Annotated in this window: 13 protein-coding genes; 4 read left to right on the plus strand and 9 right to left on the minus strand. The window is 72.1% G+C overall.

Translation table 11 applies throughout. The features are described 5' to 3' along the window. Window position 1: 1 nt before the first annotated feature. The 8 genes from OG710_RS23060 to OG710_RS23095 form a co-directional block, all read right to left on the minus strand. Window positions 2–307, minus strand: coding sequence for an acyl carrier protein (locus OG710_RS23060; protein ID WP_330240995.1), 306 nt, complete (start codon window positions 305–307; stop codon window positions 2–4). Window positions 308–351: 44 nt separating this feature from the next. Beyond that, window positions 352–1,671 carry a type III PLP-dependent enzyme gene (locus OG710_RS23065; protein ID WP_330240996.1) on the minus strand — a complete coding sequence of 440 codons (1,320 nt, stop codon included), beginning with the start codon at window positions 1,669–1,671 and terminating at the stop codon, window positions 352–354. After that, window positions 1,668–3,047, minus strand: coding sequence for an ATP-binding protein (locus OG710_RS23070; RefSeq protein WP_330240997.1), 1,380 nt, complete (start codon window positions 3,045–3,047; stop codon window positions 1,668–1,670). Before OG710_RS23070 ends, OG710_RS23065 begins: the two co-directional genes overlap by 4 nt. A 66-nt stretch (window positions 3,048–3,113) precedes the next feature. Beyond that, window positions 3,114–4,046 carry a 3-oxoacyl-[acyl-carrier-protein] synthase III C-terminal domain-containing protein gene (locus tag OG710_RS23075; protein WP_330240998.1) on the minus strand — a complete coding sequence of 311 codons (933 nt, stop codon included), beginning with the start codon at window positions 4,044–4,046 and terminating at the stop codon, window positions 3,114–3,116. Beyond that, window positions 4,043–4,366, minus strand: coding sequence for an acyl carrier protein (locus tag OG710_RS23080; protein WP_330240999.1), 324 nt, complete (start codon window positions 4,364–4,366; stop codon window positions 4,043–4,045). Before OG710_RS23080 ends, OG710_RS23075 begins: the two co-directional genes overlap by 4 nt. Before the next feature lie 45 nt (window positions 4,367–4,411). Beyond that, complete coding sequence (locus OG710_RS23085) at window positions 4,412–6,133, minus strand: acyl-CoA dehydrogenase (protein WP_330241000.1); 1,722 nt, start codon at window positions 6,131–6,133, stop codon at window positions 4,412–4,414. Then, entirely contained in the window at window positions 6,130–7,971 is a 1,842-nt protein-coding gene (locus tag OG710_RS23090) for an acyl-CoA dehydrogenase family protein (RefSeq protein WP_330241001.1), read from the minus strand. The genes OG710_RS23085 and OG710_RS23090 overlap by 4 nt, the downstream gene beginning before the upstream one ends. After that, window positions 7,968–9,800, minus strand: a complete 1,833-nt coding sequence (locus OG710_RS23095) for a fatty acyl-AMP ligase (RefSeq protein ID WP_330241002.1) — start codon at window positions 9,798–9,800, stop codon at window positions 7,968–7,970. The genes OG710_RS23090 and OG710_RS23095 overlap by 4 nt, the downstream gene beginning before the upstream one ends. Window positions 9,801–9,946: 146 nt before the next feature. Between OG710_RS23095 and OG710_RS23100 the strand changes: the two genes are divergently transcribed. Next, on the plus strand, window positions 9,947–10,744 hold the full coding sequence (locus OG710_RS23100) for an AzlC family ABC transporter permease (RefSeq protein ID WP_330241003.1): 798 nt from the start codon (window positions 9,947–9,949) through the stop codon (window positions 10,742–10,744). Further along, window positions 10,741–11,046, plus strand: a complete 306-nt coding sequence (locus tag OG710_RS23105) for an AzlD domain-containing protein (protein WP_330241004.1) — start codon at window positions 10,741–10,743, stop codon at window positions 11,044–11,046. The genes OG710_RS23100 and OG710_RS23105 overlap by 4 nt, the downstream gene beginning before the upstream one ends. A 9-nt stretch (window positions 11,047–11,055) precedes the next feature. Here the strand turns inward: OG710_RS23105 and OG710_RS23110 are convergent, their stop codons facing one another. Then, a complete protein-coding gene (locus OG710_RS23110; protein ID WP_330241005.1) occupies window positions 11,056–11,970 on the minus strand; it encodes a hypothetical protein in 915 nt (304 codons plus the stop codon). An 80-nt stretch (window positions 11,971–12,050) separates the two neighbouring features. Here OG710_RS23110 and OG710_RS23115 point away from each other — a divergent pair, with 80 nt between their 5' ends. After that, window positions 12,051–12,245, plus strand: a complete 195-nt coding sequence (locus OG710_RS23115; protein WP_330241006.1) for a DUF3046 domain-containing protein — start codon at window positions 12,051–12,053, stop codon at window positions 12,243–12,245. Between the two features lie 142 nt (window positions 12,246–12,387). Beyond that, window positions 12,388–13,584, plus strand: a complete 1,197-nt coding sequence (locus tag OG710_RS23120) for an AI-2E family transporter (protein WP_330242323.1) — start codon at window positions 12,388–12,390, stop codon at window positions 13,582–13,584. Window positions 13,585–13,653 lie beyond the last annotated feature (69 nt).

Consider the following 13,653-nt stretch of genomic DNA (forward strand, 5'->3'; position numbering starts at 1 on the left):
GTCAGCTCCCGGCCGACTGTTCGACGACATACCCGGCGAGGGAGCCGACCGACTCGAAGTGGTGCTGTTCGAGCGTGTCGGTGTCGAACTCCAGGGACAGCTCGTCCTCGATGGCCATCAGCAACTCCAGCACACTCGTGGAGTCCAGACCGAGGTCGTCGAACAGACGGGTGTCCCCGTTCGCTTCGGGCAGGTCCCGCTTCAGCACTTGGGTGAGCGCGGCGATGATGTGGGCGGTGATCCGGTCCGGTTCGGCGCCGGAGGACGCGGCGGCGGTGGCGGGCGGCTCGATCGTTTCGTGGGTCATGGTTCTTCTCCAGCTGGTAGGGGCGGATACGGACGGGTGGGGGTTCAGGGAGCGGCGGTCTCGGCCGTTTCCGGCCGGGCGAAGTCGGGAAGGCGCTGCTTGCGCATGAGGTCCTCCGGCAGGTCGCGCTCGCGCACGAGATGGGAGCGGCCCTCGTGCACGACGATCTCCGCGGGATGACCGTGGCTGAGGAAGAGGACCGGTGACGCGCTGGGGCCGTAGGCGCCGGAGCGCCGCACACCCAGCAGATCGCCCGGACGCAACGGCGGGAGCTCGGCCTTCTTGGCCAGGACGTCGTTGGGGGTGCACAGCGGGCCGGTCACGTTCCAGGCCGCCGCGGCGTCGTCGGAGACCCGGCTCAACAGCTCGACCGGGAAGTTGCGCTTGACGAACGAGCCGATACCCACTGCCGCCATGTGGTGGTGGGTGCCTCCGTCGGTCACCGCGAAGTTCTCGTCCATGGAGGTCTTCACGTCCCGGACGCGCACGACGTAGGTGCCGCACCGGCCGGTGAGGTAGCGGCCCAGCTCCATGATCATGCGGGTTCCGGGGTGTCGTCGGGCGAATGCCTCGACGACCGGATTCGTCAGCTCGGCCAGCCGCCTCGGGTCCAGATCGCGCTCGCCCGCGAAGTACGCGACGCCCAGACCCCCTCCGACGTCCACCAGATCCAGCGGGAACCCCAGCCGGTCGGCCAGGCGTTCGGCCATGTCGAGAATGTAGGCCGTGTTCCGGGCCACGACCTCCTCGTCCAGGATGCGGGTCCCCATGTAGGCGTGGATGCCCATCAGCCGGACGGAGGGGTACTGCTTGGCGAGGTCTTCCCGGCCGAGGAGCTGAGCCTCGTCGATGCCGAACTGCCGGGGCTTGCCGCCCATGGTCAGGCCGGAGCCCTTGACGGAGAACTCGGGATTCACCCGCAGGGACACCGGGGCGGTGACGCCGAGGCCGTGCGCCAGCCGGTCCAGCGTGGCGATCTCCCCGAACGACTCGCACACGACGCTGTGCACGCCGGCTTCCAGGCAGGCGGCGAGCTCCTCGGGAGACTTGCCCGGACCGAGGAAGATGATGTCGTTGGGCGACACCCCGGCCCGCAGCGCGGTGCGCAGTTCCACCAGGGAGGAGACCTCCGCGCGAGCGCCGCGCCGGGCGAGCAGCGCGCACACCGCGACGTTCGGGTTGGACTTCAGGGAGTAGAAGATCTCCAGCCGCCGGGGGAGCAGTTCGCGCAACGTGTCGAACGTTTCCGCCAGGACGCCGGCGTCGTAGGCGTAGAACGGGGTGCCGTACTGTCCGGCGAGTTCGGTGACGGGTATGCCCTGGATCAGCTCCACGCCGTCGGGGTTGCGCTCTGGTCCTGTCATGACTGTGTCTCCCGGGCGATCATGTCGAGGCGGTGGGCGATGCGTTCGTCGAGCTGGTGCAGCGTGCGGTCGTCGGGGGCCACCACGACGCCGTACAGACGGCCGTCGAAGGAGGCGCGGGAGGCGTCGCGCGCCGCGTTGACGGTGGCGAAGGCGTTGACGAGCAGACCGCTGCCGTTCTCCGGTGTCCAGGCGAGGTCGCCGATGGCGTCGCGCAGATTCTTGTAGGCGAGCGGCCGGCCCAGGGTGAGCGGGTACTCGCGGACCAGGCCGACACTTCCCGCGGGAAGTATCCGGTCCTGCACGGAGGACAGATAGGTCGCCATGTTGTTGCGGGCGTTGATCTCCACCACCGGGTACAGGGTGTCGTCCTGGCCGGTCATCGCATCGACGCCCACGACGCCGAACCAGCCGTCGGCGGCCAGCTCCCGCCCGATCGTCCGGGCCGCGGCCCGGATCTCGTCCAACTGCCCGGCGTCCAGACCGGACGGAATGAGGTGGCCCTTGTGCACGCCGTCACGGGTCAGGGCGCGCTTGACGCCGTCGAAGTGCGCCGACCCGTCGCGCCGTACGGTCAGCTGGTAGTTGTAGTCCGCCTTCTTGGCCACCCACTCCTCGATGACCAGGCCCAGGCGGGCGTCGGGCCGCTTGCGCGCCAGGGCCGTGACCTTGCGGTGCAGCTTTTCCAGGCGTGCCGGGTCCGTGACGACGGCGATGCCCTTCCCGGAGACGCCGTAGGCGTCCTTGAGTACGACCGTGCGTCCCTCGCGCAGCAGGGCGGATGCCCGGTCGACCGCGTCGTCCAGCTCCGCCAGGTCCGAGCAGGCCCATCCGAGGGGCTGCCGCAGCCCCGTACGTTCCGCCAGCCGTCGGCTGTAGACCTTGCTGTTGACCTCCTTGCACACGGCCGCGGGCGGGGTCGCGAGCGGGATGCCGCCGGTCGTCGCCAGCCGCTCCTCGCCCTCGGAGGTGCCGTGGGGGAGCAGGTGGAATCCCCGGTCGCCCAGCCGGGCGAGTTCGGCGAGCAGCGCCGGGTCGCGCAGCGCGTCGTCCGTCACCGTGGCGGCGGGATTCTGCCGGTCGGGTGTCACGACACGCGGCAGGGCGAAACCGAGTTCCGTCAGGTGCTGGAGGTGATCCGGGTCCGGAGCCTCCTTCATCAGTACGCAGTCACCGGGTCCGGCGAGCAGCAGAGCGAGCTCGTCCATCCGGTTGACGACGGGCGAGGCGGAGCCGAAGGCCAGCCGGGGCAGGCCGATCTCGTTCCGCGCCCATCTGTCCTCGACCTCGAAGTTGCCCATGAGCACCAGGGCGTGACCGTCCGCGACCCCATTGCGCAGTCGGGCCATGAAGGGCGGGTCGGGTGGAGCGAGCATGGTGAATGCCTCTCGGTTCTTCGGACGCGGGCAGAGGGCGTCGCGGGGGCCGGGAACGGGCTCGGGTCAGTGGCGGAAGGCCATGGCGGAGAAGGTGGCGCCCAGGCCGACCGTGGCCATGAGGTACAGGTCCCCCGGCCGCAGCCGCCCCGCCCTGCGGGCGGCGACGAGGTTGACGAACGGGTCGGCGCAGAAGGAGTGGCCGGTCAGGGCCATGTTGTCGAGGAACAGCCGGTCGAGCGGTATGCCGAGGTGCTTGGCGATACGCGTCCAGGAGATGCGGTTCACGTTGTGCGGCAGCACCAGCGCGATCCCCGACAGGTCGGTGCCGGCCTGCTCGGCGGCGCTGTGCAGCACCTCGCCGAGCGCCTCGGCGTAGATCCGCTGGAACTCCAGCACGGACTCCTTGTCCCGCGACTGGAACTCGTAGAACCTGCCGTAGGTGCGCGTGGCGTACCCGAGGAGGACGTCCCGGTCGCCGTCGGCCCCCACCAGCACGGCGGCGGCCGCCTCGCCGTTGACGCTGGCGCCGGGCACCTGAAGAGCCGCTTGGGTGAAGGCCTTCTCACCCACCAGGACGAGCGCGAGGCCGTCCGGGTCACCGTCCTCGGCCAGCAGCCTGCCGCACACGTCGACCGCGAACAGACCCGACGCGCAGGCCTGTTCGGTGAGCGCGAAGGGAACGGCGTTCGGGAACTCGCCCTTCGCCAGGATGCCGTCCAGCGGGCTGTGCGGATAGGGGGAGACCTCCGGCATGGTCCTGGCCTGCACGATGTACCTGACGCGCTCGCGCACACCGGCCGGCGAGGTCAGCCCGCCGATCGCGGACAGCAGCAGGTCACCGGGCAGTGCGTCGAGCCCGTGACGTACCTCCCGCAGCCCGAACACCCTGCGGTACACCTTGATTTCCGCGTCGGTGAGACCGAGCCTGCTCTGGAGGCTGCCGATGTCGATGCGATCCGGCGGCAGGTAGGCGGAGACTTCACGCAGCGCGGTCACGAACCGGCTCCGCTGTGATCCTTCGCGGAGCCGAGGCCGCTCCGCTCCGGCCCGTCGCGCAGGTCCAGTTGGCCTCGCAGGTACTGTGCGAGGGCCCGCACCGTCGGATGGTCCCACGCCGCGGTCGGCTCTATGGCCAGGTCCAGATACGTCTCTATGTCCCCGCACAGCACGAAGGCGGACACCGATTCCAGTCCGTGGTCGGCGAAGTCGACATCGGGCAGGATCTGACCGGACGGGACACCGACATGCGTGGCGATCTGTTCGGCGAGCCACGCCTCCAGCCCTTCCTGGCTGTGCGGATGGATGTTGCTCGACAACGTCGCAGCCTCCTTGGTCGTTGGTTCGGGGGTCGGGTCGGTGATTCACATGCCGAGCGGGCGGGGGCTGAGCTCCAGTGACAGTCCCGCCTCCCACCGGTTCGTCAGCTCTTCGAAGAACCGGTCGGCGACAGCGGGGTCGAGCGGCGGCGCGGCTGCCCCGAACGCGCGGGTCAGGACACCGGTCAGCCAGGCCGGGTCCGACAGGAACGGGTCGGCGGTGCCCTGCCGGGCGTGCCGCGCCACCCCCGCGCACGCTCCGGCGGCCAGGCAGACGCTGTACGCCTCGGCGAGGTCCGCCGGTCCGGCACCGCCGCCCGGCCCGACGTCCCGAGCGCCCAGGTGTGCGAGCCCTTCGTGGGCCCGGTCGAGGAGGGCGACCGCCGCTCGGTGCGCACGGCCCGGCGCGCCGGTGCCGTCCGGGCCGGCGCGCAGCGCGTCGGCCAGGGATTCGTTCTGGCCGACGCGCAGAGTCAGGCGGCCGAAGTCGAGCGGCGGGAGCGGCGCATGAAGGTCGAACAGGTCGGCGTCGCCGTCCCCGGCCACCCGGTGCCGCGTACCGGACCGCCGGATGTTGCGGGACAGCACCGTGAGCAGCGGTAGTGCGGCGGCGAGGCAGGCGGCCCGTCCGGTGTGGCCGAATCCGACCGGTGCGAGGTCCCGCAGGTGTTTCTGGAACAGCGCGTGCTCGCCGTCGCGTACGTAGAAGTGCGCGCCGAGGACACGGGACAGACGGTCCATGACGTTCAGCAGCCGCCCGGAGACGTACTGCTTGGTGAGCGGGGCGAGGATGGCAGTCTGGTCCGGACGCACGTGCAGTGCTCTCGCCGCCACCGACACCAGAGCCTCGCAGAGCATCAGGTCCGCGAAGCACTCGGCCAGCTCCCGCCGCACGAGCGGGATGTCGACCGCTCGGCGGCCGTAGAGCCGCCGGTCGGACACGAAGCGCAGAACGGTGACGAGCCCTGCCTCCACGCCGCCCGCCCACATGCCCGGCAACGCCGTCCTGCTCACTTGGAACGAGCGCATCGCCGTCTCGATGCCCATGCCCACGTCCCCGAGCACGCTCTCCGCGGGCACGGGGCACTCGGCGAACTCCACACCGCCGAGCTGCACGCCGCGCAGACCCGATGTGCGGAACCTCGGCACGTCCTTCAGGCGCCCGCCGTCCAGTGCCGTGCGGGACACGAGGAACTGGCTGTGGCCGCGGGCGCCCGGAGCGTCGCCGGTACGCGCGAAGAGGACGAAGGCGTCGGCCCTGCGGGCGTTGGCTATGACCTCCTTCCTGCCCGTCAGCCGCCAGTCCCCGCCGGGAAGGCGGACCGCGCGGAAGGAGGCGCGTGAGAAGTCGTTGCCGTGCGGCAGCTCGTGGTAGGCGGTCGCCACCTTTCCTCCGGCCAGCAGCAGGTCGGCCAGGCTCCGGCGCTGCCGCTCGTCACCGGCCGTCCATACGTTCACGGACGCCATGAGCGCGCTCGCGCCGTAGCCGAGCCCGAGGCAGGCGTCCCGCCCGTAGACCACGCGCATGACGCGGACGAGCTCGGGTACATCGTTCAGCCTGCCGCCGAGGGCGGTGGGCACGAACTCCGCGTTCAACCCGAAGGAGTCGAGCAGGCGTTCTCCCTCCGCGTGCATGGCCCCGGCCTCGTCCGCGTCCAGCAGCGCACGGGCCCCCGTGGCGCCGGTGGTGTCCTGGAGCGGCCCGAAGAGGCGGGCCAGGGCCGTACCTCTGTCCTCGGCCGTTCTCGGAGTGTCGGGGTGTCTCATGTCGTTCTCTCCGGGGTGAGTTCCGGTTGGGCCGTACCGTCGCGGGGTACCGAGCCGGGCACACCGGCCTCCCGCGTCCCGGCGCGGACCCGTCGCACCGACGTGAGCAGCCGCTCGAAGACGTCACCGGCACCGCCGGGCACCGGGTCCGACGCCTCGCCCGGCAGTACGGGGCGGTGGACCCGAGGCAGCGCCAGGGTCAGGACCGCCTCCAGCCGCAGGTCCTCGTCGCCGTACGGGGCCGGCCGCGGCCCCGCCTCGCCGGGGCTGTCGTCCCGGCCGGCCGACCACAGGTGGACGGCTGCCGCGGCGGTGAAACACCACTCGTATCGCCGGGCCAGGTCGAAGGCGTGCGGCGGCACGTCCTTGCCCGCGAGACCGCCGAGCGCGGCCATCTCCTCGTGCAGCGCGTCACGGGCGCTCAGGAGGGACCGGGCCAGTTCCGTCAGCCGGAGTCCGGCCGGCCGGTCGGCGGCCCGTTCGCGCAGCCGGGCCACGGCCGCACCGAGTCCCTGCACGATGCCGCACCCGCCGGAGGAGACGAGGCCGAGCCGGGTGAGGTCAAGGTCCGGCATCGGGGCGGAGGGGTCGGTGATTGCCGCGAGGGCCGGGGCGTCGACGGTCCCGTTCCCGTGCGCACGGACCAGGGTCGGGAACTGCCGGATGAGGGCGTGCCGGTTGACGACCGTGCTGCCGTCGAAGATGCCGACGATGCGGTGGTCACGTTCCAGCTTCTGGAACCGCCCGTCCGCGTAGGCGCCGTCCAGGAAGCTCCGGGCGCCGAGGACCTCGGCGCAGTGGCCGATGAGCTCGTCCACCGCGGACGGCACCACGGCCTTCGCGACGGCCGACATCACCGGGAGCTCTCGGGGAAGGCACTGCGCCGCCCGTCCCAGGACACGGCTGACCGCCTCACCGGCGTACGCCAGGGCATACGCCTGCCCGAGCAGCCGGGCGGGTCGGCCGAGTTCGACCACACGGCGGCCGTAGAGCTCTCGTTCCTCGGCGAACTCCGTCGCCAGATCGAGGGCGTGGTCGGCCGCGCCCAGGGAGAGGGCCGTGCACACCGCGCGGGTGACCGGCAGGACCCTCAGCACGGTCTCCAGGCCCGTGCCCTCGGCGCCGACGAGCGCGCCGGGCAGAGCGCGTGCCCGGCGGCAGGTGAAGCCGCTGATGTCGGCGCCGCGAATCCCGTGGGTGGGGATCTTCGGCGTGCTCCGGACGGCGCCGGGCTCGTTGCGGCGCTTGTCGAGCAGGAGCAGGCTCAGGTCGCGGGGGCCCCTCCCCTCACCGGTGCGTGCCAGCAGACAGACCAGATCCGACCGGGTGCCGTTGTTGATCAGCCACTTCTCCCCGTCCAGGGTGTAGCCGCCGTCCCCGGTGCGCACCGCGGAGAACTCGTCCGCCGTCAGGTCGCTCCCGTGCGGCCGTTCCGTGAGCCCCCAGGCGACGGGAGCGCCCGCCAGCACGTGCCCGGCGAGGGCGCGGGTCTGCTCAGGGGTGCCCGCCGCCCAGACGCACACGCTTCCCAGGAACGTCTTCGTGTGTGCGACGGCCACGGTCAGGTCCCTGCGGGCCACCACCCGTACGAGGTCCAGCAGCACGTCGAGCCGGCTGAGCGATCCGCCGTGCGCGGCGGGTACGTAGTGACGGCCGAGTCCCCACTCGTCCAGGGTCCGGACGGCGGCGGCGGGGAACTCCTCCGCCCGGTCCCAGCGGGCACTGGCCGCGTACGAGAAGGGCCGGGACGGATCGCGGGGGTCGCCGAGCCATTCGCCGAGAGACGCGGCCGGGCCGTCCGCAGGCGCCGGGGGCAGGGGCGTGGCGGGGGCGTTCACGCGGTCGTTCCGGCGGCCGGCGCCGCGTCCAGGGCGGGCCCGGAGGCCGCGGACGGCATGCCGGAGGCGGTGCCCGTACGGCTGTCGAGCACCACGCCGCGCAGTGTTCCGTCCCGCAGCGCCCGTGCCATGGCGCCGCGCTGGATCTTGCCGCTCGTGGTGCGCTCCACCGTGCCGGGCCGTACGAGGACGACGGCGGCCAGCGCCACGGCGAACTCCTCCCGGACACGTCGGCGGACCGCGCCGGCCACCGCCTCCGCCCCCTCGGAACCGATGAGGCCGCCGCGGCACTCCTGCACGACGGCGATCTCGTCGGGCGTTTCGGGCCCGCTTTCCTCAAGCCGGAAGGCCGCGCCCACGCCCGCCGCGAGCGACGGGTGCGCCGTACGCACCACGTCCTCGATGTCCTGCGGATACAGCTTGCGGCCATGGGCGATCAGCATTTCCTTGATCCGCCCGGTGACGTACAACTGCCCGTCCCACACGCTGCCGAGGTCCCCGGTGCGCAAGAAGCCTCCGGTGCCGTCGGCGGTCACGGCGTCGAAGACGCCTGCGGTGGCCTCGGGGTCGTTCCAGTAGCCCGGTGACACGCTCGCGCCCCGCACCCAGATCTCGCCGACGTGGCCGTCCGGGACCACGGCCGCGGTGTGCGGATCGACGACGACGCCCCTCTCGGACGACCAGAATCCGCTCGCCACGACCCGGCGAACCGCCCCGGCGTCGCCGGCCGCGGTGCCGGTCAGTGGCACGAAGCGGTGCCGGGCGAGCGCGCCGGCGTCGACCTGTGTGACGACCGGTCGTTCACCTCTGGGGGAGAGCGTGGCCGCCAAGGTGGTCTCGGCGAGCCCGTAGCCGGGAGACATGGCCTCCGGACGGAAACCCGCCGCCGCGAACCGGTCGGTGAACGCGGCGAGGACGGACGCGCGTATCGGCTCCGAGCCGTTCACCGCGTGCCGCCAGCGCGAGAGATCCAGGGCCGCGATCTGCTCGTCCGTGATCTTGCGCAGGCAGAGGTCGTAGGCGAAGTCGGGGCCACCGGACAGATGGAGGTCGTACCGGTCGACCGCCGTCAGCCACCGCACGGGGTGGCGAAGGAAGACGGACGGTGCCATCAGCACGGACGTGCCGCCGAGGAACAGGGGGACGGCGAGGTGCGCGATGAGCCCGAAGTCGTGGTACATGGGCAGCCACCCACCGCAGCGCGTTCCCTCCCCGGCGTCGACGCATGCGGCGAAGTGGGCCACATTGCTCATCAGGTTCCGGTGGGTGATGATCACCCCCTTCGGCCTGCCCGTACTGCCCGAGGTGTACTGGAGGTACGCGGGGTCCTCGGCCCTCGCAGCGGACACGGATGCGGGCACCCGGTCCCCGGAGGCCGGGAACGACTCCGGCACCAGCAGGTCCGTACCGGCCAGTCCGTTGTCTGCGAGCCAGTCGGCGACGTCCGGCCGGTGCGAGGCGTCGCACAGCACCGCGTGCGCGCCGCTGTGCCGTACGATCCCGGCGAGTCGGCTCTGCTGGCGCCGGTAGCCGGCCGGCGAGGGCGCCGGAACCGCGACCAGCCCGGCCAGCAGGCACCCGAGGAAAGCGGTGGCGAAGGACACCCCGGACTCGTGGACGATCAGGATTCGGGAGCCGGCCGGGTACCGGGCCGACAGGGCCGCCGCGACGCCCTGCGCGTCCTGCAGCAACCCCGCGTACGTCGACTCCGCCCGGACGGCGCGGTCCTCACCGGGCGAGATCTCCAGAACCGCCTGACGCCCGGGGTGCCGCTCAGCCCGGTCGGCCAGCAGCTCGGGGAATCCTCTAAAGCCCTGCGCCACACGCATATGCGTTCCTCAGCGGTCGGAGTACCTGTCCCCGGAATCCTGCCGAGGCAGTCCGCTCGCGGCCACGAGCACACGGGCGCACGTCTGGCTGACTGATTGGGTAGGGTCCGGCGCCGGTCCGGAGCGGTCCCGGTAGCGTGCGGAGCGTGGCAGAACAGACAGCACCCCTTCGCACCACCGGCGAACCGGCCGACGGCAGCACCCTCGCGGCCGGAACCAAACCGGACGCGGCCGTCGTACGCGACGCGCTCGGCGTCGGCATAGCCGTCGGCCTCTCCGGCTTCGCCTTCGGCGTCACCTCGGCCGGCTCGGGCCTGAGCCTGCTCCAGACCTGCGCGCTCAGCCTGCTCGTCTTCACCGGAGCCTCCCAGTTCGCCCTGGTCGGCGCGCTCTCCGCCGGGGGCAACCCGTACACCGCGGCCGCCGGTGCCTTCTTCCTCGGCGTACGCAACGCCTTCTACGGGCTGCGCCTCTCCCAGCTGCTCGCCCTGCCGCGCCCCCTGCGCCCGCTCGCCGCCCAGTGGGTCATCGACGAGACGACCGCTGTGACGCTGCCGCAGCCCACCCGGCGGGCCGCGCGGATCGGCTTCACCGTCACCGGGCTCACCCTCTACGTGCTGTGGAACCTGACCACCCTGGTGGGCGCCCTGGGGGCCGAGGCGCTCGGCGACACCGACGCCTGGGGGCTCGACGCGGCGAGCCCGGCCGTCTTCCTGGCCCTGCTCGCCCCGATGCTGAAGTCCACGACGGAGCGTGTGACCGCCGCGCTCGCCGTCCTGCTCGCCCTGGGCCTGCTGCCGGTGCTGCCGGCCGGGGTGCCCGTACTGCTGTCGGCGCTCGCCGCGCCCGTCGTCCTGTTCCTGATGGGACGCGTGAAGGGCGGCGGAACGGGGAAGAGCGATGCGTCGGACGCCGCCCCGGCACGGACGGAGGACGGCCGGTGAACGTCTGGATCGCCATCGCCCTGACCTTCGTCGGCTGCTACCTCGCCAAGCTCCTCGGACTCCTGGTCCCGGCCGGAGCCCTGGAACGCCCGCTCGTACAGCGCCTCGCCGCCCTGCTGCCCGTGGCCCTGCTGGCGGCCCTCACCGCCCAGCAGACCTTCGGCGACGGACAGCAGCTGACCCTGGACGCCAGGGGCGCGGGGCTGGCCGCGGCGGCGCTCGCCCTCGTCCTGCGCGCCCCCTTCCTGGTGGTCGTGGGCGCGGCCGTGGCCGTCACCGCCGGGGTGCGCGCGCTGGGATGATCCCGCGGTTCAGTCCAGCGCGCGGCCGTGGGCCCGCAGCGTCTCCAGCGCCCGCAGGGTCACCAGGGGCCGCCCCTCCAGCGCCGTACCGGGGGCCCACTGCCGCCAGGTGACGGGCCAGCCGCCGTCCGCCTCCTGCGCGGCGGCGAGATGGTCGAGCGCGCGCTCCATCTCGGCATCGGAGAACCACCGCCGGGCGAGTGATTCGGGTGTACGGGCGTAGTCGTACGGGAAGTGCTGCTCGCCCGGCGCGTACCCGGCGGCCACCGGATACTCCGCACGCCGTTCCGGATCGAGCACGGCCAGGCGCTGGTCGCGCACCAGCCGCCCCAGCCGTTCGGCGGCGGCTTCGGCCCGCGGCCGGTCCGGCACCCCGTCCAGGAAGGCGACCGCCGCCTCGATCTCGTACGGGTGCGAGACCTCCAGGGCGTCCACGGCCGACCAGCAGAAGTCGGTCGCCCGGAAGAGCCAGGCATGCCACACGGCGTTGCGGTGCAGCAGTCCGACGACGGGGCCGGTGGCCAGCAGTTCGGGCGGCGGCTCGTCGATGATCGGGATGAAGGGCGCCGCCGGGTAGCCGCGCTGCGAGGTGAGCAGTGCGGGCAGGGCGCCCTCCTTGGTCGACACGTCGGTCAGATAGCGGCAGATCCGCTCCACCCGCAGACCGCCGCAGCGGCCGATGGAGTCGAGGACGCTGAGCGCGTGGGCGGTGTGCAGCGGCTGACTGACCGGGCCGCGCAGATCGGGTTCGAGCGCGTGGCCGTATCCGCCGTCCTCGTTGGCGTACGCGGACAGGGCCGTCTCCACGGGGTCCGCGCCTCCCGCCAGGTATTGATGGGCGAACCGTCGCTGTTCGAGGACTCGGGCCGTGAGCCAGATGAACTGCTCGGCACGGTCGAGGGGACTTGTTCCAGTTGCAGCCATGGGACCGACCGTAGGGCTCGGGCGTCCCGAGCAGGGCCGGGGCGGCCCGGCTGCACTCTCAGGAGCGGGATACTGAGGGCATGCGGTTGACGATTTTCTGGGAACGGATGGCGGACCACTTCGGCGCGGCCTATGCGGACTCCTTCGCCCGCGACCACGTGATGGCCGAACTGGGCGGACGCACGGTCCACCAGGCGCTGGCCGCAGGCTGGGAGGCGAAGGACGTGTGGCGCGGGGTCTGCACCGCGATGGACGTTCCCGCCGACAAGCGCTGACGCCCCCTGGGGCGGGGGACGGTTTGTCACCCACATAGGCGAGACTTGCCCCGTGGCCCCCACAGACGAGACCGATCAGATCCAGCCGCCCCGTACCCCGCCGGCACCGCCCGCCCCGCCGTCCGGCGCCGGGCCCGCCCGGATGCCCTCGTGGCTGCCGCGCGCCATGGTCCTCGCCCTCGCGCTCTACGCCTGTTTCCGGCTCGGCAGCTGGGCCTTCGATCAGCTCATCGGCCTGCTGATCAACGTACTGATCGCCTTCTTCCTGGCGCTCGCCATCGAGCCCGCCGTGAGCCGGATGTCGGCTCGGGGCATGCGCCGGGGGCTCGCCACCTTCCTGGTCTTCCTCGTGGTGATGATCGCGGGGGCCGGTTTCGTCGTCCTGCTCGGCTCGATGCTCGCCGGCCAGATCGTGGACATGGTCGAGGACTTCCCGAAGTACCTCGACTCGGTGATCAACTGGGTCAACCAGACCTTCCACACGGAACTCTCCCGCGTCGAGGTCCAGGACAGCCTGCTGCACTCCGACTGGCTGCAGAAGTACGTCCAGAACAGCGCGACCGGTGTCCTCGACGTGTCGGCGACGGTCCTCGGCGGCCTGTTCCGGCTGCTGACGATCTTCCTGTTCTCGTTCTACTTCGCGGCGGACGGGCCCAGGCTGCGCCGGGGGCTGTGCTCGGTGCTGCCGCCGGCCCGCCAGGCCGAGGTGCTGCGGGCCTGGGAGATCGCGGTCGACAAGACGGGCGGCTACCTCTACTCGCGCGGCCTGATGGCGCTCATCTCCGGCATCGCGCACTACATCCTGCTGGCCGCGCTCGGCGTGCCCTACGCACCGGCGCTCGCGGTCTGGGTCGGCCTCGTCTCCCAGTTCATCCCCACGATCGGCACCTACCTCGCCGGTGCCCTGCCGATGCTGATCGCCTTCACCGTCGACCCCTGGTACGCGCTCTGGGTGCTGGGCTTCGTCGTGGTGTATCAGCAGTTCGAGAACTACATGCTCCAGCCGAAGCTGACCGCGAGGACGGTGGACATCCACCCCGCCGTGGCGTTCGGCTCGGTCATCGCGGGCACGGCGCTGATGGGCGCCGTGGGCGCGCTGATCGCGATCCCGGCCGTGGCCACGCTCCAGGCGTTCCTCGGCGCGTACGTGAAGCGGTACGACGTGACGGACGACCCGCGCGTCCACGGCAGCCGCCCCGGAGTACGCGGAGAACCGCTCTGGTCGCGGCTGCGGCGGATGCGGGCCGCCCTCGCGGGCGAGAACGGCACGGAGCCCGGCACGGGGCCCGGCACGGGGCCGGGCGGGGCACCGGACGAACCCACGGAGCCGCGCGACTGAGCGGTCCTTCCCGAGCCACGGCGGGGCGGCGTGGTGCGCTTGACACTAAAATCGAACATCCATTCTCAT

This window comes from Streptomyces sp. NBC_00525, from assembly GCF_036346595.1.
GTDB lineage: Bacteria > Actinomycetota > Actinomycetes > Streptomycetales > Streptomycetaceae > Streptomyces.